The organism is Serratia sp. BIGb0234, assembly GCF_024809915.1.
Classification (GTDB): Bacteria; Pseudomonadota; Gammaproteobacteria; order Enterobacterales; family Enterobacteriaceae; genus Serratia; species Serratia liquefaciens.
Genome location: NZ_JANUEI010000001.1, coordinates 844,411 through 869,827 on the forward strand (window position 1 = coordinate 844,411; position 25,417 = coordinate 869,827).

Sequence of the window (25,417 nt, forward strand, 5' to 3'; positions counted from 1 at the left end):
CTGGGCCGGGCAGGGGGAATGATGGCGGGTTTAAATAGCATTCTGGAACGTTACGTATTGCCGGCGGCGTTAAAAATCGCCGGGCAAAAACACATTTTATCGGTACGCGACGGCATAATTCTCAATATGCCGTTTATGTTGATCGGGTCATTTTTCCTGATCTTCGCCTACTTGCCGATCCCGAGCTATGCCAACCTGATGGGGGAGGTATTCGGTGCGGCCTGGCGCGACAAGCTGTTGTATCCGGTCAAAGCGACCTACGACATCATGGCGATTATCTCCAGCTTTGGCATTGCCTACCGGCTGGCGGAAAAATACCGTGGTATGGACCCGCTCAGTACCGGTGCGGTTTCGTTAGTGGCGTTTATCATGACCATTCCTCAACACACCCTTTTTGCCCCGGTGAAAGGTGCCGCGGAGCAGATTGTCAAAGGCGTGCTGCCGATGAACTTTATCGGCAGCCAGGGATTGTTTGTGGCAATCGTGGTGGCGCTGTTGTCGACGGAAATCTACCGGTTCGTGCATAACCGCAATCTGGTGATCAATATGCCTGAAGGGGTGCCGCCAGCGGTGGCGAAATCCTTCCTGGCGTTGATTCCGGGATTTTGCGTACTGGCAGTGATCCTTCTGCTGCGCCTGATCGTCGAAGCCACGCCGTTTGGCGATATCAACACCATGATCGCTACGCTGATTGGTATCCCGATGCATCACGTGGGCGGAACGCTGCCGGGAATGATTTTCTCAGTGATCCTGATTGGCCTGTTGTGGACGTTGGGGCTGCACGGTGATGCCATCGTATTGGTGTTCATTCAGCCGGTGTGGTTGGCGAATATGTCGGAAAACCTGGTGGCGTTTCAGAACAACCAGCCTATCCCGCACATTATTACCCAGCAATTTTACGATTTATGGATAGCACCCGGCGGAACCGGTGCCCTGTTGGGGTTGGTGATCTTCATGCTGGTGCGCAGCCGTAGCGCGCAGATGAAGCAGTTGGGGAAAATCGCCGCGCCGGGTTGCCTGTTTAATATCAGTGAGCCCATGGTGTTTGGCATCCCGTTGGTGATGAACCCCTACTTCTTCCTGCCGTTTATCCTGACACCAGTGGTGCTGGTGATCGTGACCTACAGTGCGATGGCAACCGGTTTGGTGACGCCGCCGGTTGGTATAGCCTTACCGTTTACCACGCCGATTTTCATTAGCGGCTATCTGGCGACCGGTGGCCATATTTCGGGAACGGTGATCCAGGTGGTCAATCTGCTGATTTCAATGGCAATTTACTACCCGTTCTTCCGTGCCTGGGATAAGCAGAAGTACCGCGAAGAAAATCAGGCCGCGGCATCGGCACCCAGCGCTGCGGTTGGTGAACAATCCCTGACGCCATAGCGGGATAAACCATCTTCCTGCGGCAGCGCACCTAACCGCTACCGCAGGAAGGATAAAAGCCGTTTTGCACACGAATTGTTACATCATAACAACGTTATTTTTCTCCGCGCTGGCAACGCCCGCCTAAATTACCTGTCAGATAACCACCCAGTAGCAGGGGGAGAGAAACTCTCACAACAACCTGTATCTGGCAGATGGCTATGAACTCACATTGGCAGGAATGGTATCAATAATGCAGAAGTTCCGACGTTGGACCCAGTTGCAGGTCTCTTTTTTTATCGCTTTCTATCTCGGTATATTACTCAATATCCCTATTTTTTATCGTCGTTATCAACAGCTTCATAACGATAACCTGTTGTCGATTGGCATTGAAATTGTCGCGGCCTTTTGCCTCGTATGCTTTATCACGCTGCTTATCTCCTTTTTGGGGCGCCGGTTGTTTCGTGTTTTGGCCACGCTGCTGGTCCTGAGCTCGGTTGCTGCCAGCTATTACATGGTGTTGTTCCACGTCGATATCGGCTACGGCATTCTGGCGGCGGTGATGACCACCGACGTTGATTTATCCAAAGAGTCGGTAGGCTGGCATTTTGGCGTATGGATGGTGCTGGTGAGCCTGTTGCCGCTGCTGTTGATTTGGCTGGCCCCGATGCACGAAGCCGCATTCAAACGCGGCAATCAGCTGGCATTGGTCAAAAAAGGCGGGATTATGCTGGCCTCTGGCCTGTTCTGCTGGCTACCGCTTCAGTTGATGGGCCAGGTGCAGGATCAACACGACCGTGAAAATAATCAGATGATGGCCAGCTATGGCGGGGTCGTTGCCGGCAGCTATTCACCGTCTAACTGGCTTTCGGCCCTGGGGCTGCTGACTTACAGTTCCTACAGCCAGGCGGAGGACAGCCGGAATCTGTTTGATCCGGCGGCGCATTTCACCTACCAGCCGCCAAAAGACGTGAATGATCTTTATGTGGTATTCGTGATTGGTGAAAGTGCCAGACGCGATCATATGGGGGTTTACGGTTACCAGCGCGACAATACGCCGAATCTAGATAAGGAAGCCAACCTGGCGGTGCTGCAAGGCTATTCTTGCGATACGTCAACCAAGCTCTCTCTGCGTTGCATGTTCGTCAGAGAAGGCGGGGCATCGGAAGAGCCGCAGCGCACACTGAAGGAAATGAACGTCTTCTCGGTGCTGAAGAAGCAGGGGTTTTCCTCCGAGCTATTCTCTATGCAAAGCGAAGCCTGGTTTTATAATAAGACCCAGGCGGACAGCTATGCTCTTCGAGAAAGCATTCAGGCGGAAAAACGCAATGCCGGTAAACCCGTGGATGATATTGCGTTGATCGATGAACTGCAGGATTCGCTGGACCGCCATCCTCAGGGAAAACACTTGGTGATTTTGCATACCAAAGGCTCACACTATATGTACACCGAACGCTATCCGCGGGCTTTTGCTCGCTATCAGCCGGAATGCCAGGGTATTGACGATACGTGTTCAACGGAATCGATGATCAACTCTTACGACAACAGCCTGTTGTACACCGACTATGTTCTTGAGCAGGTGTTCAATCAGTTGCGCAACCGTAACGCTATCGTGTTTTACGCCTCTGATCACGGTGAGTCGATCTCGGAAAATATGCATTTCCACGGCACGCCGCGCGATCACGCGCCGAAAGAACAGCGTACCGTGCCAATTATGGTCTGGGCATCCGACAAGTTTCTCAGTCAGCCCGATCACCAGGCGGCATTTAATCAGTTAAAGGCGCTGCAAAAGGCAAAAACGCCGGTGTTTCATGAAAAGCTGTTCGACAGCGTGCTGGGGTGTATCGGCTATACCTCGCCGGACGGCGGGATTGTGAAGCAGCGTAACTGGTGCCAGGTCAACTGAGTTGCCAGCCGTATGACTAACCGCCGAAAGGCGGTTTTTTTATGCATTAAGCTGGCGGAAAGCCCGTTAACGAAGACTCTCAATCCAGTGGAAGATCCGCGCCAGGGCGTGCGTGATATCGCCAATGTTAAATAACGCGCCTATCCATATCGCAATCATGATGGCTACGGCAATAACGATCGGCATATCCATTCTACTCATTGGCTATCTTCTTCAATGGGTTAACTTGATTTCAAGCCTAGCATCAAACCTCGCCGGGATAAAATATCAGGCTAATAGTGCCAAAATCCGGTTTGCCGAAATCGCACTGTGGCCGCTTATACCCCGATGATTACTGCCGGTGAAAAACGGCGGTCGCGCATGGGGCGCAGAAGGAAGGTTGTGCAAATTTACGTTCGGACGTTGACCGGATTACGGCAATAAAAAAGCCACCCGAAGGTGGCTTGTCGTTAGAACGCTGTTTAGTCCAGTTTTGGATGCTGGTCGATCAACGTCTGTTTTTTCTTTTCCAACTCGGCAATCTGCTCATTGATGTCTTCGACTTTCTGTTCGATGTTGTCGTAGTTTTCTTGCAGCAGCTCTTTGGCTTCCGAACGATCCGAAGCCGCCGGGGTGGCACCGCGCAGCGGTTTATTGGCGGTTTCTTTCATGTACAGGCCGGTGATCAGACCGATGACGGCGACGACCATCAGATAATAAGCCGGCATATACAGGTTCCCGGTCGCTTCGACCAGCCAGGCGGCTACCGTCGGCGTCGCACCGGCAACCAGTACCGAGATGTTGAATGAAATCGCCAACGCGCTGTAACGAATATGCGTCGGGAACATCGCCGGCAGGGTGGAGGCCATCACACCGGTGAAGGAGTTCAGCAGCACCGCCAGCACCAACAGACCGACGAAGATCAGACCAATCACGTTACTGTTGATCAGAATAAAGCAGGGGATAGACAGAGCCAACAGACCGACGCTGCCGCCGATAATAAACGGCTTACGGCCGATGCGGTCACTGGCCAGGCCTATGACCGGCTGCACGAACAACATACCGATCATGATGGCGATAATGATCAGTACGCCGTGATCTTCCGAGTAGTGCAGGTTATGCGACAGGTAGCTCGGCATGTAAGTCAGCAACATGTAATAGGTCACGTTGGTTGAAATCACGATACCGACGCAGACCAGCAGGCTTCTCCAGTGCTTGGCCGCGATCTCTTTGAAAGAGGTCTTCGGCGGGTTTTCGATGGCGTTGCGGTCGTCTTTCTCCATCTTTTCCACGTGCTGCTGGAAGGCCGGTGTTTCTTCCAGCGCATGGCGCAGGTACAAACCGATCAGACCCAAAGGCGCTGCGATAAAGAACGGAATACGCCAGCCCCAGTCGAGGAAGTTGGTTTCACCGACAATGCTGGAGATCAGTACCACCACGCCAGCACCCAGGACGAAACCGGCAATGGAGCCAAAATCAAGCCAGCTGCCCATAAAGCCGCGTTTTCTGTCCGGTGAATATTCGGCTACGAAGATAGCCGCGCCGGAGTATTCGCCACCTACCGAGAAGCCCTGTGCCAATTTGGCCAGCAACAGCAGAACCGGTGCCCAGATGCCGATAGAGGCATAGGAAGGGATCAGGCCGATACAGAAGGTACTGACCGCCATGATAATAATGGTGATGGAGAGTACTTTCTGGCGACCGAATTTATCGCCCATCGCGCCAAAGAAGATACCGCCTAATGGACGTACCAGGAAGGGAACGGAAAAGGTCGCCAGTGCGGCAATCATCTGTACGCCAGGGGTGGCGCCAGGGAAAAAGACTTGCCCAAGGGCGTAGGCTACAAAGCCATATACACCGAAGTCAAACCATTCCATTGCGTTACCTAATGCGGCCGCGGTAATGGCTTTTTTCAGCTTGCTGTCATCGATGATGGTGATGTCATTAATATGCATCGGTTTATGTCGTTTTTTTCTTAACTTCATATAATCATCCCTTAATCAATTTTAGTCGTACGTGAATTCGCAATCCTCGTTCACTTCTTCTGCCCAGTTATCAGCGTGGCTAATCTTATTGCGATGTTGCCAGATTCGCCACTGCCTTTTTTGTGTGATGCGAGTCACGTAATAAGTCAATTTTCACCGGGAATATGTCATTTAGGTGACTAATTATTTTGCATCTATAGCTTAGCGTTATATCTTGCGGCGATCAAATTTAGCAGTTTATCTTATCAATTTGCACCGATTTAGCGCATAAATAGATTAATTATTGTTCATAATGGTGGTTTTTTGTCTGGGAAGGGATGAAACAAGTATAGAAAGAACTGCAGTAAAAACGGGCAAAATTAATGCATTCCAGATGAAAAAGCCTGGCGCGATCGCCAGGCTCAGCCTTACTGCGCAGATCCACCAAACTCCAGATAGAGTTGCGCCAGGTTTTGGTATTGAGCGAACCGGTTTTCATCCACGGCTAGCTCCGCCAACCGACGGCGATTTTGCGCATCCAGCCAGAAATTGATCGGCACCGAGCCTTGCCGGTAGCGGCTTTCATTCAATCGTTCAGATTTACGCGCCAGCGCCAATGCCGCTTGCAGGTGTTTCTCCTGTGCCATCAGTTGCGTACGTAACGACAGGGCATCATCAATGTCGGCCATGGCTTTATACAGCGCCTGCTTGAATTCCAGCACCTGCAGTTCATAGTCGCTGCGGGCGATTTTGATATCGACGTCCATTTGCCGCCATTCGAGGAACGGCAGCGACAGTCCGGCACCTACCGTTGCCAGCGGATTACGCAAAAACTCCAGCAATGCGGTGCTGCTGGCACCTAATGAGCCCGTCAGGCTGAAGGCCGGGTAGTACTGGGTGCGTTTGATGTCCACGTTAGCCAGAGTTTCACGCAGTCGCCACTCTTTGGCACTGATATCCGGGCGATGGCGCAGCACGCTGGCCGGGATGCCGGCATTGATTTGCGGCAATGGACCGGTCGGCAGGCTCTCGGGCTCAACCAACGTGTTTCCCGGCGGCGCACCCAGCAGTACCGTCTGTTCGTTCAGCGCCTGTTGACGCTCACGCAGCAGTGTCAGATGGCTGCTTTGCTGATTAATCAGGTTCTGTTCGGCATCCACCACGTCCAATGAAGAGACGCTGCCCGCGCGGTAGCGTGCCTTGACCAGCCCCAGGGTTTGTTGGGAATAGTCGATGCTTTGCTGACTGACGCGGATTCGCTGATTGATAAAGCCGATACGCCAGTAATTCTTGCTGGCGCTGGCGAGCAAAGCCAGACGCGCACTTTGCAAATCCTGTTGCGTGGCCTGGCTGGCCCATTCCGCGGCGTCACGTTGCCGCGCCAGTTTGCCCCACAGATCGACCTCATAGTTGACGCCGAGATTGGCGCTGCTGCTTTTGTTCCAAGGCGAGGAGTCGGAAAGGGCGGTATTGGCTCCGCTGTTGAGCGTTGCGTTCACACTTGGCGCGGTGCCGATATCAGCCCGCTGCGCCGCCAGTTGGGCACGGTAGACGCGCAGTGCGGCGGCGGCCAAATCGTTATTGGCCGCCATCACCTGCTGCAGCCATCGGTCCAACTGGGGATCGCGGAAATCACGCCAGTTGAATGGTTCTGACGTGTCGGCTTCGGCGTTTTGCTGCCAGTCGGCCGGATACTGCACCTTTGGAGACTGATACTCGCTTTTCAGCGCATTCCCGCAGCCGGTACTGAGCAAGGCCGCGAGGCATAACGCGAGAGGGGATAAGGTTTTCATAAGTTACTCGCTGGCCAGAGAAATGACCGGATCCATCCGCGCCGCTTTGCGGGCAGGGAGATAACCGAAGATCATGCCAATCAGGGTGGAGCAGCAGAAGGCCACGGCGGCGGCCTGCCAGGAATAGATGGCGGTGAGCATGCCCCCCGCTAACAGGGTAAACAGCGAACCAGCGGCGAATGACAGCAATATGCCCAATACACCGCCGATCAGGCAAACCAGCACGGCTTCTATCATAAATTGCTGCATGATATCGCTACGCCGGGCACCGACGGCCATGCGCACGCCGATTTCGTGCGTGCGTTCGGTCACTGACACCAGCATGATATTCATCACGCCCAGGCTGCCAATAATCAGGGAGATCGAGGCGACCATCAGGATCAGCAAGGTCAGCGTCATCGAGGTGTGTTCAATCGATTTTCGGTATTTGTCGAGATTGAACAGCATAAAATCCTTCACGCCATGACGTTGAGTCAGCAACTGTTTAATCGCGGCGACGGCGGCTTCGTTGGAGACGTCCTCTTTCAACCGGACATTAATGCTGCTCAGCGTCGATTTGCCCACCATGCGATACATCACGGTGGAGTAGGGCATCCATACTCTGATGCGGTTGGGGGCCGAATCCTGGTTACTTTGGACTATGCCGACCACCCGGGCCGGTACCGCATCGAGGAACACGATCTGGCCCAGAGGCTCAACGCCGAAATCGCCGAACAAAGCCTGCCGCGCGTTTTCGTCAATGATCACTTCCTGCAGCGCATTGCGGTCATCGAGGAAGTTTCGACCCTGTATCAGCTTGAGGCCGCTAACGCGCAGGTTATCGCGGCCCACGCCGCTGATCGATGCGTTGGCCGATTTGCTGCGAAAGCGAATGTTCTCTGAGGCGCTGACTTCAGGGCTGACGCTGTCGACAAAGCTCTGGCTGGCCAGCGCGTCGGCGTCCGCCGGTACCAGGGTGCGGATGCTGTCGATGCTGTCGTCAAAGAAATCACGCCCGGGATAAATGCTGACGACGTTAGTGCCCAGATCTTTAATGCTCTCCAGCGTGCGCTGTTTTGCACCTTCGCCCAGGGCGACCACCGTAACCACGGCGGCGATGCCGAAAATGATGCCGGTCATAGTCAGCGCTGTGCGCAAGCGGTGGGCGTTCATCGCTTTCAGCGCCATCTGCAGTGACTCCCGGGTGCGGTCGAGCAAGCTTTGCCAATAGCCTTGTGCAACTGGCGGGCTCTTTTTCATCACCGGGGGAGGCACCGGCGATTGACACCCGCTGTCGGCGACGATCTCGCCATCCTGCAGTTCGATAATACGCTGCGCGTGCTGGGCGACTTTCATGTCGTGGGTGACGATCACCACCGTGTGACCACGCTGGTTCAGTTCGCTGAGGATCTCCAGCACTTCCTGCCCGGATTTGGAGTCCAACGCGCCGGTCGGTTCGTCCGCAAGGATGATTTCACCGCCGTTGATTAACGAACGAGCAATGCTGACGCGTTGCTGTTGGCCGCCGGACAGTTGACCGGGCTTGTGATGCTCACGGCCCTCCAACCCCAGGCGCGCCAACAATTGTGCCGCGCGCAGGCGACGTTGGTCGCGTTTACTGTTGGCGTAGATCGCCGGGATCTCGACATTGCCCAACGCGCTGATGTCCGGCATCAGATGATAACGCTGGAAGATAAAACCTATGTGTTCCCGACGAAGCCTGGCCAACTCGTCCGGCGACAGGTGCGCGGCGTTATGCCCGCCGATGTGATAATTCCCCTGATCAGGCACGTCCAGACAACCGATGATGTTCATCAGCGTTGATTTGCCCGAGCCTGAGGCACCGATAATGGCAACCAACTCACCGGCGGCGATCTTGAGGTTGATGTTTTTCAGTACGGTTAACGGCTCGCTGCTGTTGGTATAGGTGCGGCCAATCCCTTTCAGTTCAATAATGGTGTTCACAGTAACAGGCCTTCTTCGCCCGGCTTGGCGCTTTCTTGCACCAGCACTACGTGTTCACCCACCTTTAATCCAGAGAGGATTTGTATATCGACGTTATTGGTAATACCGGTTGTCACCTCACGTATTTCCACCCGGTTATCCCCGGTCAGCACTTGTACCTGCTGTTTTTTGTCCGCGTTTTTATGCACTGCCTGAATCGGAACCAACAGCGTGTTTTTTGCCTCACCTAGTAGCAATGAAACCTGAGCCGTCATGGCAATGCGCAGCCGGTTTTGCGGATTGGGCACGTCGAGCAGCGCGTTGTAATACACCGAAGCGTTGGCGCTGCCGGAGCCTGAGGCGGAACCGCCGCCGCTGAGCGAATCGTCTTTCATGATGGACTCAGGCGCCAATTCGACGGTGCGCAGCGTGGCATCGTACTTTTTGTCCGGTTCGGAGAAAATGGTGAAGTAGGCTTTTTGCCCTTGGGTAACGCGGGTAATGTCGGCTTCGGAAATCTGCGCCTTGATGGTCATCACATCCAACTGCGCCAGTTTGACGATGGTAGGGGCGCTCTGATTGGCGTTTACCGTTTGGCCTTGCTGGGTAATGACGGCAATGACAATGCCGTCCATCGGTGCCAGGATGCGGGTGTAGCTCAGATCGACCTTCTTCTTGTCCACCTCAATTTGCGCCTGCACAATACGTGCATTCAGCGCAATCAGTTCGGCGCGGGTAGCGGCAAGCGTGGCCTCGGCCGCTTCAAAATCCTCGCGCGAGCCGGCTTCGTCTTTCAACATGCGTTTCTGGCGTTTAAAACGGGACTCCGCCTGCTTCAACAGCGCCTGTTTGGCCTGTAAATCCGCTTTTGCCACGTTCAGCGCCGCTTCGGCATTACGCAGATCGTTACGTTGTGGCAGGTCGTCGATGTCGGCAATCGGCTGGCCTTTGGTCACCCGGTCGCCAAGTTTGACCTTCAGGGACTTCACCTGGCCTGAAACTTGAGCGCCGACGTTGACCCGTTCGAAAGCATCCAGCTTACCGGTGGCCAATACCGCGTTTTCGATATCGCCAAGCCGAACCGGCGCCGTGACATAGGGGGCCGGTGAGGGGCTTCGCAGTGAGATCAGTGTAACGACGGCAGTAATGACCAGCAGGACGCCGACCAGAGTAAACGCCAAACGGCGCGGAGTGACTTTCATAATGTTATCCGTAACAGCAACGTTGATCCCAGAAGCCGCTATAGTGGCATCCAGCGCTTTAACTAACAATAAACATGCCGCAGACGGCGAGGGAAAAGTGCCACTGATTAACTATCGCGGAATGAAAGTAATTGGCGGCTGAGGGAGGAATAGGCGAAAAAAACAAGATTTCTCTTAAAATTCAGTTGTTCATAGTTACTTGTGTTGAATCCATAGCATTAATATGGATAATAACGCCCCGAAGCAAAGGAATGCGCTATTAACTCAGTTGGCAGAGTGGTTGGTTTTATGATGCTTTTTTGGCTACAAAATTGATAGACGCGGGTTCGAGTCCTGCATAGCGCGCCAGCTTCCTTTACGGACCCGTTATCATAAAGCGCACCCGGGTTGATTTGCACTATCGGCTCCTTGTTGGGATTTTCGGGTGTGCTTTACCCTAACCGGTTCTTTTCTTAATCTTCCTCTGTTGCAATCGATCTTTGCTAGACTCTAATCAGGCAGGTTCGCTGCCCGGCAACAGGAGATCGCCATGTCTGAGTCCGATCAACTGCAGGAGTTATTGCAACGTGTGGTGGCGCTCGAAGCCAGAGAGAAGTCGCTTACCGCCGCCTCCAACGCCTATCAGGCAATTATCACCACCATGCTGGGCAACCTGGCTCAACAGGAGCGCGACAAGATTATTGCGATGATCGATCAGGCGCATGAACTGGCTTATGCGCGCGCTATTCAGCGCTGTAACGAACCGCAAAAGCAAAAAATCAAACAGGCCGACGATATCGCCCAGCGGATGTTTATGTTTGCGCAAGGCAAAAACTCGCTGCAGCGCTAGCCGCAGAGGGTATAACAGTTACCGATATTAAATTGCATAACTGATCTACCTGGGCAAACTGTACCTGTGTTAGTTTGAGGAATGATTATTGATAGCAATAATGTCCCCCCAAGGCATAAGGTTGTAGCTATGGACGCGATTAAAAGCATCTTGGTAAAAGAAATCGAACGGATCAATCGACAGGAAGGACGTGACGGCAAGTTGCGCTTCAATAGCGAATTTGCGCGCGATCACCGCTATCTGTGTCTCGCCATGTTTGCCGGTTATTTTGCCGTGATCGCCGTGATGTATCAGGTTCCTTACATGGGCTTCATCGCGTTTTTGGCTTTCACCGCCTTCGTTCTGTTCATGTTCGCCATGCTGTTGATTGAAATCAAACCGGTCTATCGCTTTGAAGATATTGGCGTGCTGGATCTGCGCGTTTGTTATAACGGCGAGTGGTATTTCACCCGGGCGCTGTCGCCGCAGTCGGTGAAGGCATTGCTGGATGAACCGACGATCGGTGCCGCGACGAAAAATCGCATGCAGGAAATCATCGCCAATAAAGGCGAGATCGATTTCTACGACGTCTACGATCTGGCGTACTCAAAGAAGTCGCAGGATGAACAGCCGCAGGTGGCCGTGCTTAACTGAGGGTTTCCGCTCGCGCGGTTGTCGATTATACTCACGCATTGAAGTCAGATAAGCCTGAGGAAGTTACGATGAGTGATGATATTTTCGATTTTGATATCGATGCCGAATTGGCGCAAGCAGAAGAAAAAGCGGCGCAGAAAGTGAAAGAACTCCCCGAGATCCTTGAGGACGAGGCGGACTGCGAAGGCTGTAAAATCTGATCGCCATCGCCTTTAAAGAACCGCTTCGGCGGTTTTTTTATGCTCCAAATTTGGGGTTGCGGGCAAAAAAAAAGCCCGTTTCAGGCGGGCCAACACTTAAGTCGTATGAGGGATTATTTTTATAACTCTCTGCGTCTAGCTTACGCGCAATGGCCGGTAAGTGATTTCGGTGTTTTGTAACAAAACGGTAGTTGTAGTGTTGCTATGTTACTGCGCCTGGCTGGGGATTAATCCAGTACAAATCCCCATATCAGCAATACCGCCACAATAATCACGCAGAGTGCGGAGACGGTAACCAGTATCTTTCCCAGAATGTCTTTTTCTTGCTGCTGTGCCACGTTAACGTTATCCAATTAAGAGTCTATGGACCAAATCGGCGACGCCCAGGTCCAGCACTATAACAGTCAGTGCGAGCCCCAACATGGCCGATAGAAATCGAATTTTACTGTTCAAATCGATACCCATCACCGCGATGCGATGTTCCCAGAGTAAAGGTTAAAACGCCGGAGCTGAATGCCCGGTTTGGGTTATTCCAGAGGTTAAGAACCTTCCCAGGCTTATAAGTTCCGTCTGTTTGAAAGGTCCGCTGCGGGCATGGCCGCGCAGCAGACCGGTTATGCGGAGGGATCAGTCAGTAACAATTCTTACGCCGACTTTACTGATCGCATTGCCATCCATTTCGGCGATGGTCCAGGTCAGGCCATCCCATTCGATCTGATCGCCCACTACCGGTTCGCCGCCAATCAGTTGAATGACGAATTGGCCGAGCGTTTGCTGTTCATCCACGCCTTCGTGCAGATTCAGGCCATAAACCTGTGAAATATCGCTCAGGCGCGCGTCCGACTGCAGGATAAAATCACCGAAGAAGCGTTCATCCAGCGTAACCACCGGCGCCTGGCTAAATAACTTACCCAGTACCGGCAGGTCGTGCTCGTGACCGATAACGCACAGAATGTCATCTTCGCGTAGTCGTGTGCTGCCGCTGGGGTGCAACAGCTCTTTGCCTCGGAACAATGCCGCAATGCGCGTACCCGGTGGCATTTTCAGCTCACGCAGCGCGGCACCGACGCACCAGTTTTCGGACGACAGCTGATAAACAAACTGCTCCCACTGGTTTTCAGGATGAACATCCAGCCCAACCCGTGAAATCGGCGCCAGCGCCGGCGGAACGATCACCTTGGCTTTCTTCGCGGCGAACGACAGGGTGGTGCCCTGCAGCAACAGGGAAACCAACACCACAAAGAAAGCCACGTTGAAGAACAACTGAGCATTGGGCAGGCCGGCCATCATCGGGAAGACGGCCAGAATCACCGGTACGGCCCCGCGCAGGCCGACCCAGGAGATAAAGCTGCGTTCGCGTAAGGTAAAACTGCGGAACGGCAACAGCCCGATAAATACCGACAGCGGTCGGGCAAATAAGATCATCCACAGCGAAAGCAGTAGGGCAGGGATGGCGATCGGCAGCAGCTCATGCGGATTCAGCAATAATCCCAGCACCAAGAACATGCCGATCTGGCTCAGCCATGCCAGGCCGTCGAAGGTTTGCACGATGCCGTGCCGGTTGCGGATCGGGCGATTACCCAGCATCAGGCCGCACAGGTATACCGCCAGAATGCCGCTGCCGTCCAGTGCGGTGGTCAGGGCAAAAATCAGAATGCCGCCGCTGACGGCCAGCAGTGGATACAGCCCTTCTGCCAGTTTAATGTGGTTGATTAACGTCAGCAGCAGCCAACCGCCGCCAAGACCAAAGACAACCCCCATGCCGAACTGCTGCAGCAGATGGAGAGGGAACATCCAGCTCAGCGTGGTTTCGCCTGCGGAGATCATCGCAATCAGCGTAATGGTAAGGAACACCGCCATGGGATCGTTGCTGCCGGATTCGATTTCCAGCGTGGCGCTGACGCGTTCGTTCAGTCCTTTGCCGCCTAATAACGAGAAGACTGCCGCGGCGTCGGTGGAGCCGATAATGGCGCCAATCAGCATGCCCTGCAGCAGATCGAGGTTGAACAGCCAGGCGGCGGCCAGCCCGGTCAGCCCGGCGGTGATCACCACGCCGATAGTTGCCAGCGAAAGTGCCGGCCATAGCGCGACGCGGAATGAGCTGACTCGGGTACGCATCCCGCCGTCCAGCAGGATCACCGCCAGCGCCAGGTTACTGACCAGATAGGCCACCGGATAGTTGCTGAAAACGATACCGCCCGGACCATCGACCCCCGCCAACATGCCAATGGCCAGGAAGATCACCAGAATAGGAATACCCAGGCGTGACGAAAATGAACTGAGAAGAATACTTGCTCCCACCAACACGGCACCGATGATGAACAAACTGTTAATGGTGCTGGCATCCAAAATGACGTTCTCCTGCAGGCTGGGGGGAAGGGCGTTGCGCGCTAGCGCAGATACTCCCTGATGATAGCCTGTTTTTCAGGTAAAACGCCAAGCCTGATTCATAAAACAGTTTGACCTTTATTGTCATTTAAGCGGAGAACCATATGGAAGCGGGGAGAAACCGGTGAACTTCTTTCTTTTATCTATATTTATCAGCTTGCTGTGATCGTGCTTAGGCAATAAATGGTGGGTGTTGCCGTGCCTGGAGAAGGAAAAACCATTAAACCCCCTCCAGGAGGCTTAATGGTTTGCAGGCGAGGCGTTATAAATGGTCGAGTGACTGCAGGGCCCGTCTGATCAGCTCGGCAGCCAGTTTTCTTTCTGACTCTGAAATACCGTCAAGGTTAAGGCTGGAAAGTTCGGCGACCAGAATGCTGCGATCCTTGCCGCTGATCGACGAATCCAGTGCGGAAAGCAACCGGCCAAGAATTTTCAGTAGGGTGGCGTTCTCTGGTACGGCTTCCTGAGCCGAAGTGTCTTTATCAGTCATTAAAAATCCTCTCTGTCGTGACGGAAGGGAGATGCTGCAAGCCTTGTCGCGATGGTGACAAGGCCGTCCCTTAGGGTTCATTGAGCCCAATCGCTACCGTAAGGCAGGGATGTGGATTTCCACTTATGCATTGCCGTTATAACAACTCGCGGCAATATGCTCCAGCATAACTTTGCCTTAACTTTCGCCATAGGGGTGAGCAATCTGTGCTCAGTGCTTGAATCACCAGGCGCGTTGCCGGTGCGAAGGTAAATGATAAAGGTACTGGTAGACGAAGCGATGACAGTGAGCTACCCGGCAAGCCGAAACGGCTGCCGGGCAGTAGGATTATTGCGGTTTACCAGAGAACAGAAAACGGAACAGCGGGATACGCTTGTGCAGTTCATATAACAGGAAGGCGCAAGAGAAGACAAACACCAATCCGGCCAGAAAACCCAGCAGGTTATTGTTGATATGTGGCGTCACAAAAGCGCCATATATCAGGGTTAGCGGATGGTGCACCAGATATATAAACAGCGATGCATTCACCAGATAAGTGATACGCGGTGAGTGATAGTTCAGCAGATTATGTCCGAATGAGAAAATCACGTTGGCCATCAGGATCCCCAACAGGGTTTTGATCAGCACTTCCAGCTCAAACATATAGCTGCTGTGAGCCAGAAACTTCTGATTTAACATATAGGCAATGAACAGCAACAGCGAACCCAGCAGCGCGCCGAGGGACGGTTTGAGGAAAATCTCTTTCAGCCACACGTACTTAAAGGCATAGGCGCCCAGGATGAAGAACGGCAGGTAGAACATCGTCTCCATCACCACAAAATTGAACAGACCATTGGAGAGTAAAGCTGGCGCAAAAATTAAAATAATACGGTGCGCGGCCGAATAGCATAAAGCATAAATAAGAAAGAGCAGTGAGATGTTTCCTAATCCGGTCATTTTATTTATCGGGTAGGGAACGGTATTATTTTTAAGTGCCTTGATTTTTTTGAACAGATAAAAACATAGGGTGGTCAGCAATGACAGGGTTAATAAAAACCACAGGTGAGAAACCAGCTCCCAAACTGTTACATTTATTTTCTGATAGAGCGAAAAATTTTCCCAACCGTTTAATTTGTCCGTGAAGTATTTCAGCATGAAAAACTGCGGCACCGTTATTAACGGAATCGAACTCAGCAGGGGGATCGCCACTCGCTCAAGCCTGACCTTCAGCCACTGGTGGCGCTCGTAGCGCTCATAGAGCATGTAAGAGAAGTAGCCGGAAATCACGAAGAACACCTGCATGCGGAAAGCATGGATGAAGTCGTTCAGCACCGTCAGCGAGAAGGAGGGGCTGGCGCTGTTCACCGCCCAGGTATGGCTGGAATAAATCAGAGAAAGATGAAAAGGGATGCCGAGCAACATCAAATAAGCCCGGATCGAATCGAGGAAAAACTCGCGTTGGTTGCTGCCTTTAGTCATAGGTTACCGCTGGTGATTTTATCGAGTGGTCATTAACACGCTTAATAAGTCGGCAATGGTTAAATCGAATCACAAACCCTACTATACCGTTTCACATTTTTCCATAGCGTCTTGATGCGCGGCTTGCTACGCTGGTGTTTAGTCAGCTGCTTAAACTATGAGCCATAAACATGAACCATCCATTTATCATGTTGTCGGAAAGCTGAATAATCCATTAATATGGATTTAAATGATTTGAGCACACGAATAGGGGGGGATGTGCTAGTTAATATATTATCCAAAAAACCACGCGCCGCGAGCGTACGTTGGTTAGGTGCGACCGTATTGTTCACGCTGTTTACTTCGCCGGCATGGGCTTTTTCTATAGATGATGTGGCCAAGCAGGCGCAGGATCTGGCAGGAAAAGGCTTCGAAGCCCCGAAGAGCAACCTTCCTTCTCAATTCCGTGAGATGAAATTCGCGGACTATCAGCAGATTCAGTTCAATCACGATAAAGCCTATTGGAGCAAACTGAAAACCCCTTTCAAGCTTGAGTTTTATCATCAGGGGATGTACTTCGATACGCCGGTGAAAATCAATGAAGTCACCGCGACCAGCGTAAAACAGATCAAGTACAGCCCGGACTACTTCAACTTCGGTTCGGTAAAACACGATCCGGAGTCGGTAAAAAACCTCGGTTTTGCCGGTTTCAAGGTGATTTATCCGATCAACAGTGCGGATAAGAACGACGAAATTATGAGCCTGCTGGGCGCGAGCTACTTCCGCGTGGTAGGTAAAGGGCAGGTTTACGGGCTTTCCGCACGTGGCCTGGCGATTGATACTGCGTTGCCATCCGGCGAAGAATTCCCGCGTTTCCGCGAATTCTGGGTTGAACGTCCGAAGCAGGGCGACAAGCATCTGGTGATTTACGCGCTGCTGGATTCACCGCGTGCTACCGGGGCTTACCGTTTTGTGGTTTATCCGGGCCGCGACACCACCGTGGACGTTGAGTCCAAAGTGTTCCTGCGCGACAAAGTCGGCAAACTGGGCATGGCACCGTTGACCAGCATGTACCTGTTCGGGCCGAGCCAGCCGTCGCCAACCCTGAACTACCGTCCGGCGCTGCATGACTCCAACGGTCTGTCTATCCATGCCGGTAACGGCGAGTGGATCTGGCGTCCGTTGAATAATCCGAAGCATCTGTCCGTCAGCACTTACCAGGTCGAAAACCCGAAAGGTTTCGGTCTGCTACAGCGTGGCCGTAACTTCAAGGATTACGAAGATCTGGACGATCGCTACGATCTGCGCCCAAGCGCTTGGATCGAGCCACGCGGCGACTGGGGCAAGGGCAAGGTTGAGCTGGTGGAGATCCCGACAGCGGATGAAACCAATGACAACATCGTTGCTTTCTGGACGCCAGACGTTCTGCCGGACGCCAAAACTCCGCTGGCGTTGAGCTATCGCCTGCATTTCACCCGTGACGAAGACAAACTGCATTCGCAGGACATTGCCTACGTCAGCCAGACCATGCGTTCAACCGGTGACGTGAAGCAGTCCAACCTGATCCGCGAGCCAGACGGCAGCGTGGCATTCCTGGTTGACTTCGTTGGCCCGGTACTGAAAGGCTTGGACGGCGCTACGCCGGTTGCCTCTCAGGTGAGCATCGGTGACAACGGTGAAATGGTAGAAAACAATGTCCGCTATAATCCAGTGACCAAAGGCTGGCGCCTGACGCTGCGTCTGAAAGTGAAAGACGACAAGAAGCCGGTAGAAATGCGCGCAGCGCTGGTCAATGGTGATAAGACCCTGTCGGAAACCTGGAGCTATCAGCTACCTGCCAATGAATAAGCCTACTCAACTTGCCCAGGATTATCTTGCGGCAATGCCTCTGACCGCTGAGCGGTCAGAGGCGCTTAAACCACAGCCGGGGGCGGATGACGCCCAGGCTTTTGAGGCGCTGCATCGCAAGATGGGCGCTGATGATGCCAACGTCAATACGCTGTCTGCCGATGACGTCACGCTGGCCTCGGTCAAAACACGAATCGAAGACGCCTGGCCGGATGCGGTTAGCGACAAAGATTTCGATACCGACGTGGAAGGGCGCAGCATTCTCAAGGCTACGCCGCCAATCAAACGCACCAGCATGTTCCCGGAAGCCTGGCGAACCAACCCGGTAGCGCGCTTCTGGGATTCTCTGCTGGGACGCACGCCACACAACCGTCACGCCTCCAAAGAGGAAGCCGCGGCGGAAAACCGCTGGCGCGTGGTCGGCTCGATGCGTCGTTATGTGCTGTTGGTGCTGATGCTGGTGCAGACCGGCATCGCCACCTGGTACATGAAAACGATTCTGCCGTATCAGGGCTGGGCGCTGATCGACCCGATGGCCATGTGGGATCAGGATCTGATGCAGTCGGTGCTGCAACTGCTGCCTTATGTGTTGCAAACCGGCATTTTGATCCTGTTCGCGATCCTGTTCTGTTGGGTCTCGGCCGGTTTCTGGACTGCGCTGATGGGCTTCCTGCAGTTACTGATCGGCAAAGACAAATACAGTATTTCTTCCACCATCAAAGGCGATGAGCCGATCGACCCGGCGCATCGCACCGCGTTGATCATGCCAATCTGTAACGAAGACGTCGAACGCGTGTTCGCTGGCCTGCGCGCGACCTATGAGTCCGTCGCGGCCACCGGCCAGCTCGAGCATTTCGATATCTACGTGCTGAGCGACAGCTACGACCCGGATATCTGCATGGCGGAACAGAAAGCCTGGATGGAACTGTGCCGCGACGTAGATGGCCATGGCCGTATCTTCTATCGCCGTCGCCGTCGCCGCGTGAAACGCAAAAGCGGCAACATCGACGACTTCTGCCGTCGCTGGGGTGGCGAATACAGCTACATGGTGATCCTGGATGCCGACAGCGTGATGAGCGGTGAGTGTCTCACCGGTCTGGTGCGCCTGATGGAAGCCAACCCGAACGCCGGTATCATTCAGTCTGCGCCGAAAGCATCAGGCATGGATACGCTGTATGCCCGCGTGCAGCAGTTTGCCACCCGGGTTTACGGGCCGCTGTTTACTGCCGGTCTGCATTTCTGGCAGTTGGGTGAATCGCACTATTGGGGCCATAACGCCATTATCCGCGTGAAGCCGTTTATCGAACACTGTGCGCTGGCACCACTGCCTGGCGAAGGCTCTTTTGCCGGCTCCATCTTGTCACATGACTTTGTGGAAGCCGCGTTGATGCGCCGTGCCGGTTGGGGCGTGTGGATTGCTTACGATCTGCCGGGCAGCTATGAAGAACTGCCGCCGAACCTGCTGGATGAGTTGAAGCGTGACCGTCGCTGGTGCCACGGTAACCTGATGAACTTCCGCCTGTTCCTGGTCAAGGGCATGCACCCGGTACACCGTGCGGTGTTCCTGACCGGTGTGATGTCCTACCTGTCGGCACCGCTGTGGTTTATGTTCCTGGCGCTGTCTACCGCACTGCAGGTGGTGCATACCCTGATGGAGCCGCAGTACTTCCTGCAACCGCGCCAGCTGTTCCCGGTGTGGCCGCAGTGGCGTCCTGAACTGGCGATAGCGCTGTTCTCTACCACGCTGGTGCTGCTGTTCTTGCCTAAACTGTTGAGCATTGTGCTGATCTGGGCGAAGGGTGCTAAGGAGTACGGCGGCGGTATACGCCTGTTCCTGTCGATGCTGATGGAAATGCTGTTCTCGGTGCTGCTGGCGCCGGTGCGCATGCTGTTCCACACGGTATTCGTGGTCAGTGCCTTCCTGGGTTGGGAAGTGGTATGGAACTCGCCACAGCGTGACGATGATGACACCCCTTGGGGCGAAGCCTTTAAACGCCACGGTTCACAGATGCTGCTCGGTCTGGTCTGGGCTGGCGGTATGGCCTGGCTGGATCTGCGCTTCCTGTGGTGGCTGTCGCCAATCGTCTTCTCGCTGATCCTGTCGCCGTTCGTTTCGGTCTTGTCGAGCCGTGCGACGTTAGGTATCAAGAGCAAGCGCGCCAAACTGTTCCTGATCCCGGAAGAGTACTCTCCTCCTCGCGAACTGGTGGCAACGGAAGAATATTTGCAACTTAACCGTGAACGCGCACTGAGCAATGGCTTTATGCACGCGGTGGTCAATCCGTCATTCAACGCATTGGCGACGGCGCTGGCTACTGCGCGTCACCATCTGCGCGGTGCCATCGAGCGTAATCGTGAAGAGCGAGTGAACGAGGCGTTGGAGCTGGGGCCGGAGAAGCTGGTGAAAGGCAAACGTCTTGAGCTGCTGAGCGATCCTGTCGCGCTGTCGCGTTTGCATCAGCGGGTTTGGCTACTGCCGCAGGGCGCCGCCTGGCGCGAGTTTTATCAGCAACTGCCGCACAATGAGCGGGCTCATCCGATGGGTCAGCGTTAAAGGCTGATCGGGTGACCTGTACGGGGAATACGCATAGCGTGTTCCCCGTTTTTTTTTGGTATTTGGCTTACGCAACGCCGACAAACTCACGTGAAAAACTGTGTTAAAATTCGCGCCGGGCGTTGTGGCCCCACAAAACAAACCCGGGGCAAAAATCATTTTGGTGAATCTCTCTTCTCTTCTTCGTCTGGTATTGCTGGTGGCAGGAGTCACGGCGTTAACCGGCTGCGGCAGTATTATCAGTCGCACAGTGCCGGGGGCCGGGCACGGCCATCAATATTATCCGGGCGTTCAGTGGGATCTGCGCGATAGCCCCTGGCGGTATATCACGGTCATTGATGTGCCGCTGTCGATGGTGGTAGATACCTTTATGCTGCCGTTTGACGCCCAACACGGCCCCTACGAATAAGCTAATCCCCGGTGGCAAATACCACCAGTTGGTAACCCTGATCACCACAGCGGAACGGAGCCAGCGCCGTCATCTGCAAGCCCTGTACATGGGCCGCCAACGAATGCGGGTTACTGTCGTCAATAAAGAGCGCGCCAACGTCGAACTCCTTGCGGGTACGCGCCTTGACGGCGGCGTAGAGCTGCTTCAGCACGCCTTTGCCACGCCAGGCGCTGTCAAGGCACACCGGACCATACAGAAACACCCGCTGCTCACTCAGTGGCCGTCCCTTGAATGATTGGCCGGCCAGCGTGTCCAGCATCGCATCCACCACCGGCGGGTGCGGTTGCGCATTCGTCGGCATCAGGCAGACAAATCCGGCCAGGGCTTCACCTTCGACCGCCACCAGAATACCCAGCCCCTGGTTAATGCTTGTGAGCTGCGCTTCATTCATGCGCGAGACGATAAATCCCTGGCGTTTTTGGCTGTCGCTCAAGTTTGCCGGGGTGTTTTGTGTTTGCAGTTGCAAAATCGCGGGGAAATCTTCGGGACGCGCCTGGCGGATAATCATGCAGCCTCTCAGAAAATCATAGGGTGAAGGGCGGGGGATTGTCTGCTCCCGCCCGTGATCATTCAACGCTCATCCCACTCGTCGGCGGCTGTTTGGCCCTCTTCGGTATCCAACGGCGGATCGAGCTGGAAGTCTCCTTCTTCCCACTCGTGCAGCGTATTTTCCTCAATCCATTCGGCGCTGATTTCGACTTCGTCATAATCCCCGTCGAAAATAGCCTGAGCGGCAGCGCCGCTGCGTAACGTCAGGCATTCGACCGATTCGCCTTCTTGTTCAAAGAATTCGGCCTGCCACATGATATCACCATCCAGCATCACGTATTTTTGCAGATTGAACTGTTGCGGCACCGGCGGTTCGTCGTCGTTACCGCCTTCGGCAGACTCGATAAACTCCTCGCGCGCCGCTTCAACGGCTTCTTCCAGGGTTGCATACAGGCTCATATTTTTCTCCAGTCAGGGTAAGCATTGCTCAGGGCTGGGTGCGCCGAAGCGCCATGACAAACGTCAGAAGTAATTGTTGCCGCACTGGCGCAGGATGCAAATTTTTTTGTTGTCCGTTTCGCGACGATAGTTGTCCGCTAAGCGGGAGCAGGAGGGATCACGGCAGGAAATAATAGGGCATTGCTTATTACCGCCAGGAGAGTGCCATGTTAACCGACCCTTCAATCAAATACCGTCCGTTCCCGCCCGTGACCTTGCCGGATCGCCAGTGGCCGGGCCGCACTTTGCAGCAGGCACCGCGCTGGTGCTCCAGCGATCTGCGTGACGGCAATCAGGCGCTGGCGGAACCTATGGATAACGCCCGCAAACACCAGTTCTACCAGATGCTCCTGGCGTGCGGGTTCAAAGAGATTGAGGTGGCGTTTCCTTCTGCCTCGCAAACGGACTTCGATTTTGTCCGCTCGCTGATTGATGAGCAGTTGATCCCGGATGACGTCAGTATTCAGGTGCTGACCCAATCGCGAGACGATTTGATCGACCGTACCTTCGACGCGTTGCGTGGTGCACCACGCGCCATCGTGCACCTGTATAACGCTACCGCACCGATGTTTCGTGAAATCGTCTTCAAACAGGACAAGGCGGCAACGGTAGCGCTGGCGGTTAACGGCGCGCTGCGCATTCGGCAGCAGTGCGAGCAGCAGCCGGAAACGGCATGGACCTTCGAATATTCACCGGAGACTTTCTGCTTTACCGAGCTGGAGTTTGCGCTGGAAATCTGTGAGGCCGTTGCCGATGTCTGGCAGCCTGGGCCGGGGCGGCCGATGATCATCAACCTGCCGGCCACGGTGGAGGTCAGTACGCCGAACGTCTACGCCGACCAGATTGAGTGGTTCTGCCGGCGTTTCAGTCAGCGCAACCGGGTGACCATCAGCGTGCATCCGCATAACGATCGTGGCACCGGAGTGGCCTGCGCCGAGCTGGCAATGCTGGCCGGTGCCGATCGGGTCGAAGGTTGTCTGTTCGGCAACGGTGAACGCACCGGCAATGTCGATCTGGTGACGCTGGCGCTCAACCTGTATACCCAGGGCGTTGCGCCGGGGCTGGATTTCAGCCAACTGAAGCAAGTGGTGGAGGTGGTTGAGCAGTGTAACCAACTGCCGGTTCATCCGCGCCATCCTTACGCCGGTGAGTTGGTGTTCACCGCCTTTTCCGGCTCTCATCAGGATGCGATTAAAAAAGGCTTTGCCGCCCAACAGCAGAGGCAGGACGGTCTGTGGCAGGTGCCTTATTTACCGCTCGATCCGGCGGACGTCGGCTGCAGCTATGAGGCGGTGATCCGGGTTAACAGCCAGTCGGGCAAAAGCGGCGCTGCCTGGTTGCTGGAGCAGAACCATGGGCTGTCGTTGCCGCGTGGATTGCAAATTGATTTCAGCAAGGTGGTGCAGCAGGCGACCGACGGCAGCGGCAAAGAGATGACCACCGCCGAGCTGTGGCGGCTGTTTAGAATCAGCTATGGATTGGTGGAACAACCGCGGCTGCAGTTGCTGAGCTATCAGACCGAAAGCCACAGCATCGAGGCTTATAGTTTCAGTGCCAGGGTGTTGTTCGAAGGGCAACAGCAACGGCTGCTGGGGGTAGGGAACGGTTTGTTGTCCAGCGCGGTGGATGCGCTGCGCCAGCGCTTTGGCTTGAATTTGGCGATAGAGGACTACCATGAACACACGCTGGGGCATCAGAGCCAAAGCCGTGCCGTGGCCTATATTCGCTGTACGCTGGCGCACGGTGAGGCGGCTTACGGGGTCGGCATCGACGTCGATTCTGCCAGCGCTTCCCTGCAGGCGTTGTTCAACGTGGCTGCGCGTTATTTAGCGAAATAAGTGCTGGGCGCAACGCCCAGCTGGCGGCGGAACATGGCGCTGAAAGCACTGGGGCTGTCATAGCCCAAGTCCAGCGCCACTTCCAGCACCGAATGCCCGGCGGCCAGGGCATTCAATGCCGCCAGCAAACGGGCGCGGCGCACCCAGTCGCCAAAACGCAGCCCGGTTTCTCGTTGAAAACGTCGTGACAGCGTGCGGCCGCTGACGTTGATGTAACCGGCGGCCTGTTCTAACTCCCAGGGGTGTGCCAGCGATTGCTGAATATGCCGGCACAATCTTAATAGGGCATCGCTGCGCGGTTCGGGCAAATTCAGCGGCAGGATTGGCAGCACACGCAATTCATCCAGGATCAGCTCCATAATTCGCTCTTCACGACCTCCCGCCGGATAATCCGCCGTAATGTCCATCGCACAGATAATCAGCTCACGCAGCAACGGGGATATTTGCACCACTTCGCAGCTTGCCGGCAGGTCGGCTCGTGCCAGCGGATCGACTAACAGCGCTCTTGCCGCCACTTTGCCGGTGATCTGCAGACTGTGTTCTACGCGCGCAGGCAGCCAAACGCCACGCCCAGGGGGGACCACCCAACTGCCCAGACGAGTATTCACCTGCACTACGCCGCTCAGGCTATGAATCAACTGTGCACAGTCGTGGTAATGGAGCGGTTCGAACTCGCCGTGCTGATAATCTTTGGCGACCGGCACAATCGAGCGGTTCGCGGGCACAGCATCATGAAAAAGCAGCATTTCTTGGGGCATCCCCGGTCCACGGAAAATCATAATGGCAGCATGCCACGCCGATACCTTTCATACCAGCCTCTGGTACGGTGAGGCGTTATAGTCTATAAATAAACAATATATAATTTAGTAAATTGTTTGGAGGGAAGATGGATATCGACAGTATGCGGCAGGCGGCAACGCAGGCCGGGGCATTGCTGCGGGCGCTGGGCAATGAAGATCGTTTACTGCTGCTGTGCCAACTCAGCCAGGGCGAGATGTCGGTGGGGGAGTTGTCACAGGCGCTGGAGATCCGCCAGCCGACGCTTTCGCAACAGCTTGGGGTATTGCGTCAGGAAGGGCTGGTATCAACGCGGCGCGACGGTAAACAAATCTACTATGCCGTTTGCGATCGGAAGGCGTTGGCGCTGCTTAATACTTTATATCAACTCTTTTGCCCGGCACGGGAGGAGAGGCCATGACCGTCGACTGGTTGCATTTTACCCCGCTGTCCGCGCTGGTCGGCGGGGGGATAATCGGCAGTGCGGTGGCGCTGTTGTTGCTGTTTAACGGCCGCGTCGCCGGCATCAGTGGCATTACCGGTGGCTTGCTGACGCCGCAGGGTAAAGAGAAAGGCTGGCGGGCCGCATTTCTTGTCGGGTTGCTGATTTCGCCCTGGCTGTATCGTATCGCCAGGCCTTTACCGGACATGCCGGTTAACGGCAGCAGTTTATGGCTGATCGCCGCCGGGATATTGGTCGGGCTGGGTACTCGCCTGGGCGGCGGTTGTACCAGCGGTCACGGTGTTTGCGGCGTGGCGAGATTGTCTCCGCGTTCGTTAGTGGCCACGGCGGTATTTATGCTGTTGGGGTTTATTACGGTATGGGCCGTCCGCCAGTGGGGGGGAGTTTAACGTG

The 25,417-nt window shown here is 54.6% G+C and carries 23 protein-coding genes and 1 tRNA gene; 12 read left to right on the forward strand and 12 right to left on the reverse strand.

Annotation, left to right across the window (positions count from 1 at the left end; translation table 11 throughout):
- Window positions 1-21: 21 nt before the first annotated feature.
- Both celB and eptB read left to right on the forward strand, forming a co-directional pair.
- On the forward strand, window positions 22-1,383 hold the full coding sequence (celB, locus tag M2407_RS04105) for a PTS cellobiose transporter subunit IIC (RefSeq protein ID WP_130015523.1): 1,362 nt from the start codon (window positions 22-24) through the stop codon (window positions 1,381-1,383).
- Between the two features lie 232 nt (window positions 1,384-1,615).
- Complete coding sequence (gene eptB, locus M2407_RS04110; protein ID WP_259216790.1) at window positions 1,616-3,268, forward strand: kdo(2)-lipid A phosphoethanolamine 7''-transferase; 1,653 nt, start codon at window positions 1,616-1,618, stop codon at window positions 3,266-3,268.
- Window positions 3,269-3,334: 66 nt separating this feature from the next.
- On the opposite strand, the gene M2407_RS04115 is transcribed toward eptB, so the two are convergent.
- From M2407_RS04115 to M2407_RS04135, 5 genes are all read right to left on the reverse strand, one after another.
- Entirely contained in the window at window positions 3,335-3,469 is a 135-nt protein-coding gene (locus tag M2407_RS04115; protein ID WP_020826247.1) for a hypothetical protein, read from the reverse strand.
- A gap of 260 nt (window positions 3,470-3,729) precedes the next feature.
- The gene (gene proP, locus M2407_RS04120; protein ID WP_020826248.1) at window positions 3,730-5,232 is read right to left on the reverse strand and encodes a glycine betaine/L-proline transporter ProP; all 1,503 of its coding nucleotides are present in this window, start codon (window positions 5,230-5,232) and stop codon (window positions 3,730-3,732) included.
- A gap of 407 nt (window positions 5,233-5,639) precedes the next feature.
- A complete protein-coding gene (locus tag M2407_RS04125; RefSeq protein ID WP_259216792.1) occupies window positions 5,640-7,004 on the reverse strand; it encodes a TolC family protein in 1,365 nt (454 codons plus the stop codon).
- 3 nt (window positions 7,005-7,007) lie between these two features.
- Window positions 7,008-8,948 carry a MacB family efflux pump subunit gene (locus M2407_RS04130; RefSeq protein ID WP_259216795.1) on the reverse strand — a complete coding sequence of 647 codons (1,941 nt, stop codon included), beginning with the start codon at window positions 8,946-8,948 and terminating at the stop codon, window positions 7,008-7,010.
- Entirely contained in the window at window positions 8,945-10,129 is a 1,185-nt protein-coding gene (locus tag M2407_RS04135; protein WP_128864200.1) for an efflux RND transporter periplasmic adaptor subunit, read from the reverse strand. Before M2407_RS04135 ends, M2407_RS04130 begins: the two co-directional genes overlap by 4 nt.
- 253 nt (window positions 10,130-10,382) lie before the next feature.
- Here M2407_RS04135 and M2407_RS04140 point away from each other — a divergent pair.
- From M2407_RS04140 to M2407_RS04155, 4 genes are all read left to right on the forward strand, one after another.
- Window positions 10,383-10,477: transfer RNA gene (locus M2407_RS04140), tRNA-OTHER, on the forward strand.
- 181 nt (window positions 10,478-10,658) lie between these two features.
- A complete protein-coding gene (locus tag M2407_RS04145) occupies window positions 10,659-10,958 on the forward strand; it encodes a hypothetical protein (RefSeq protein ID WP_128864201.1) in 300 nt (99 codons plus the stop codon).
- Between the two features lie 129 nt (window positions 10,959-11,087).
- Window positions 11,088-11,591, forward strand: a complete 504-nt coding sequence (locus M2407_RS04150; protein WP_142815520.1) for a YlaC family protein — start codon at window positions 11,088-11,090, stop codon at window positions 11,589-11,591.
- A 68-nt stretch (window positions 11,592-11,659) separates the two neighbouring features.
- Window positions 11,660-11,791 carry a hypothetical protein gene (locus M2407_RS04155; RefSeq protein ID WP_012006291.1) on the forward strand — a complete coding sequence of 44 codons (132 nt, stop codon included), beginning with the start codon at window positions 11,660-11,662 and terminating at the stop codon, window positions 11,789-11,791.
- 227 nt (window positions 11,792-12,018) lie between these two features.
- Here M2407_RS04155 and M2407_RS04160 read toward each other — a convergent pair whose 3' ends face one another.
- The 4 genes from M2407_RS04160 to mdoC form a co-directional block, all read right to left on the reverse strand.
- Window positions 12,019-12,144, reverse strand: a complete 126-nt coding sequence (locus M2407_RS04160; protein WP_255417459.1) for a hypothetical protein — start codon at window positions 12,142-12,144, stop codon at window positions 12,019-12,021.
- A gap of 274 nt (window positions 12,145-12,418) precedes the next feature.
- The gene (locus tag M2407_RS04165; RefSeq protein WP_128864202.1) at window positions 12,419-14,140 is read right to left on the reverse strand and encodes a potassium/proton antiporter; all 1,722 of its coding nucleotides are present in this window, start codon (window positions 14,138-14,140) and stop codon (window positions 12,419-12,421) included.
- A 301-nt stretch (window positions 14,141-14,441) separates the two neighbouring features.
- The gene (locus M2407_RS04170; protein WP_020826300.1) at window positions 14,442-14,669 is read right to left on the reverse strand and encodes a hypothetical protein; all 228 of its coding nucleotides are present in this window, start codon (window positions 14,667-14,669) and stop codon (window positions 14,442-14,444) included.
- Between the two features lie 327 nt (window positions 14,670-14,996).
- Window positions 14,997-16,127, reverse strand: a complete 1,131-nt coding sequence (gene mdoC / locus M2407_RS04175) for a glucans biosynthesis protein MdoC (protein ID WP_020826301.1) — start codon at window positions 16,125-16,127, stop codon at window positions 14,997-14,999.
- A 258-nt stretch (window positions 16,128-16,385) separates the two neighbouring features.
- On the opposite strand from mdoC, the gene M2407_RS04180 reads away from it, so the two are divergent.
- The 3 genes from M2407_RS04180 (at window position 16,386) to M2407_RS04190 (ending at window position 20,917) form a co-directional block, all read left to right on the forward strand.
- Entirely contained in the window at window positions 16,386-17,954 is a 1,569-nt protein-coding gene (locus M2407_RS04180) for a glucan biosynthesis protein G (RefSeq protein ID WP_020826302.1), read from the forward strand.
- Window positions 17,947-20,508, forward strand: coding sequence for a glucans biosynthesis glucosyltransferase MdoH (gene mdoH, locus M2407_RS04185; RefSeq protein WP_217331025.1), 2,562 nt, complete (start codon window positions 17,947-17,949; stop codon window positions 20,506-20,508). The genes M2407_RS04180 and mdoH overlap by 8 nt, the downstream gene beginning before the upstream one ends.
- Before the next feature lie 163 nt (window positions 20,509-20,671).
- Complete coding sequence (locus M2407_RS04190) at window positions 20,672-20,917, forward strand: YceK/YidQ family lipoprotein (protein WP_104410961.1); 246 nt, start codon at window positions 20,672-20,674, stop codon at window positions 20,915-20,917.
- A 1-nt stretch (window position 20,918) separates the two neighbouring features.
- Here the strand turns inward: M2407_RS04190 and M2407_RS04195 are convergent, their stop codons facing one another.
- Both M2407_RS04195 and M2407_RS04200 read right to left on the reverse strand, forming a co-directional pair.
- The gene (locus M2407_RS04195; RefSeq protein ID WP_115059163.1) at window positions 20,919-21,467 is read right to left on the reverse strand and encodes a GNAT family N-acetyltransferase; all 549 of its coding nucleotides are present in this window, start codon (window positions 21,465-21,467) and stop codon (window positions 20,919-20,921) included.
- Window positions 21,468-21,529: 62 nt separating this feature from the next.
- On the reverse strand, window positions 21,530-21,907 hold the full coding sequence (locus M2407_RS04200; RefSeq protein ID WP_020826306.1) for a MysB family protein: 378 nt from the start codon (window positions 21,905-21,907) through the stop codon (window positions 21,530-21,532).
- A 206-nt stretch (window positions 21,908-22,113) separates the two neighbouring features.
- Here M2407_RS04200 and leuA point away from each other — a divergent pair, with 206 nt between their 5' ends.
- Complete coding sequence (leuA, locus tag M2407_RS04205; RefSeq protein ID WP_048762066.1) at window positions 22,114-23,784, forward strand: 2-isopropylmalate synthase; 1,671 nt, start codon at window positions 22,114-22,116, stop codon at window positions 23,782-23,784.
- Here the strand turns inward: leuA and M2407_RS04210 are convergent.
- Window positions 23,769-24,530 (reverse strand): helix-turn-helix transcriptional regulator, encoded by a 762-nt coding sequence (locus M2407_RS04210; RefSeq protein ID WP_046373925.1) that lies wholly within the window; start codon window positions 24,528-24,530, stop codon window positions 23,769-23,771. The two genes, leuA and M2407_RS04210, sit on opposite strands and share 16 nt — an antisense overlap.
- Before the next feature lie 140 nt (window positions 24,531-24,670).
- On the opposite strand from M2407_RS04210, the gene M2407_RS04215 reads away from it, so the two are divergent.
- Together M2407_RS04215 and M2407_RS04220 are read left to right on the forward strand one after the other, a co-directional pair.
- Window positions 24,671-24,982: a helix-turn-helix transcriptional regulator gene (locus M2407_RS04215; RefSeq protein ID WP_128864206.1), complete on the forward strand. Its 312-nt coding sequence runs from the start codon at window positions 24,671-24,673 to the stop codon at window positions 24,980-24,982.
- Window positions 24,979-25,413, forward strand: a complete 435-nt coding sequence (locus M2407_RS04220) for a YeeE/YedE family protein (RefSeq protein ID WP_128864207.1) — start codon at window positions 24,979-24,981, stop codon at window positions 25,411-25,413. The genes M2407_RS04215 and M2407_RS04220 overlap by 4 nt, the downstream gene beginning before the upstream one ends.
- The last annotated feature ends 4 nt before the right edge of the window (window positions 25,414-25,417 follow it).

Excerpts from the sequence above, each read along its gene's own strand:
- celB (WP_130015523.1), top strand. The coding sequence starts at position 22 with ATGGCGGGTTTAAATAGCATTCTGGAACGTTACGTATTGCCGGCGGCG.
- eptB (WP_259216790.1), top strand. The coding sequence starts at position 1,616 with ATGCAGAAGTTCCGACGTTGGACCCAGTTGCAGGTCTCTTTTTTTATC.
- M2407_RS04115 (WP_020826247.1), bottom strand. The coding sequence starts at position 3,469 with ATGAGTAGAATGGATATGCCGATCGTTATTGCCGTAGCCATCATGATT.
- proP (WP_020826248.1), bottom strand. The coding sequence starts at position 5,232 with ATGAAGTTAAGAAAAAAACGACATAAACCGATGCATATTAATGACATC.
- M2407_RS04125 (WP_259216792.1), bottom strand. The coding sequence starts at position 7,004 with ATGAAAACCTTATCCCCTCTCGCGTTATGCCTCGCGGCCTTGCTCAGT.
- M2407_RS04135 (WP_128864200.1), bottom strand. The coding sequence starts at position 10,129 with ATGAAAGTCACTCCGCGCCGTTTGGCGTTTACTCTGGTCGGCGTCCTG.
- M2407_RS04145 (WP_128864201.1), top strand. The coding sequence starts at position 10,659 with ATGTCTGAGTCCGATCAACTGCAGGAGTTATTGCAACGTGTGGTGGCG.
- M2407_RS04150 (WP_142815520.1), top strand. The coding sequence starts at position 11,088 with ATGGACGCGATTAAAAGCATCTTGGTAAAAGAAATCGAACGGATCAAT.
- M2407_RS04155 (WP_012006291.1), top strand. The coding sequence starts at position 11,660 with ATGAGTGATGATATTTTCGATTTTGATATCGATGCCGAATTGGCGCAA.
- M2407_RS04170 (WP_020826300.1), bottom strand. The coding sequence starts at position 14,669 with ATGACTGATAAAGACACTTCGGCTCAGGAAGCCGTACCAGAGAACGCC.
- mdoC (WP_020826301.1), bottom strand. The coding sequence starts at position 16,127 with ATGACTAAAGGCAGCAACCAACGCGAGTTTTTCCTCGATTCGATCCGG.
- mdoH (WP_217331025.1), top strand. The coding sequence starts at position 17,947 with ATGAATAAGCCTACTCAACTTGCCCAGGATTATCTTGCGGCAATGCCT.
- M2407_RS04195 (WP_115059163.1), bottom strand. The coding sequence starts at position 21,467 with ATGATTATCCGCCAGGCGCGTCCCGAAGATTTCCCCGCGATTTTGCAA.
- M2407_RS04200 (WP_020826306.1), bottom strand. The coding sequence starts at position 21,907 with ATGAGCCTGTATGCAACCCTGGAAGAAGCCGTTGAAGCGGCGCGCGAG.
- leuA (WP_048762066.1), top strand. The coding sequence starts at position 22,114 with ATGTTAACCGACCCTTCAATCAAATACCGTCCGTTCCCGCCCGTGACC.
- M2407_RS04210 (WP_046373925.1), bottom strand. The coding sequence starts at position 24,530 with ATGCTGCTTTTTCATGATGCTGTGCCCGCGAACCGCTCGATTGTGCCG.
- M2407_RS04215 (WP_128864206.1), top strand. The coding sequence starts at position 24,671 with ATGGATATCGACAGTATGCGGCAGGCGGCAACGCAGGCCGGGGCATTG.
- M2407_RS04220 (WP_128864207.1), top strand. The coding sequence starts at position 24,979 with ATGACCGTCGACTGGTTGCATTTTACCCCGCTGTCCGCGCTGGTCGGC.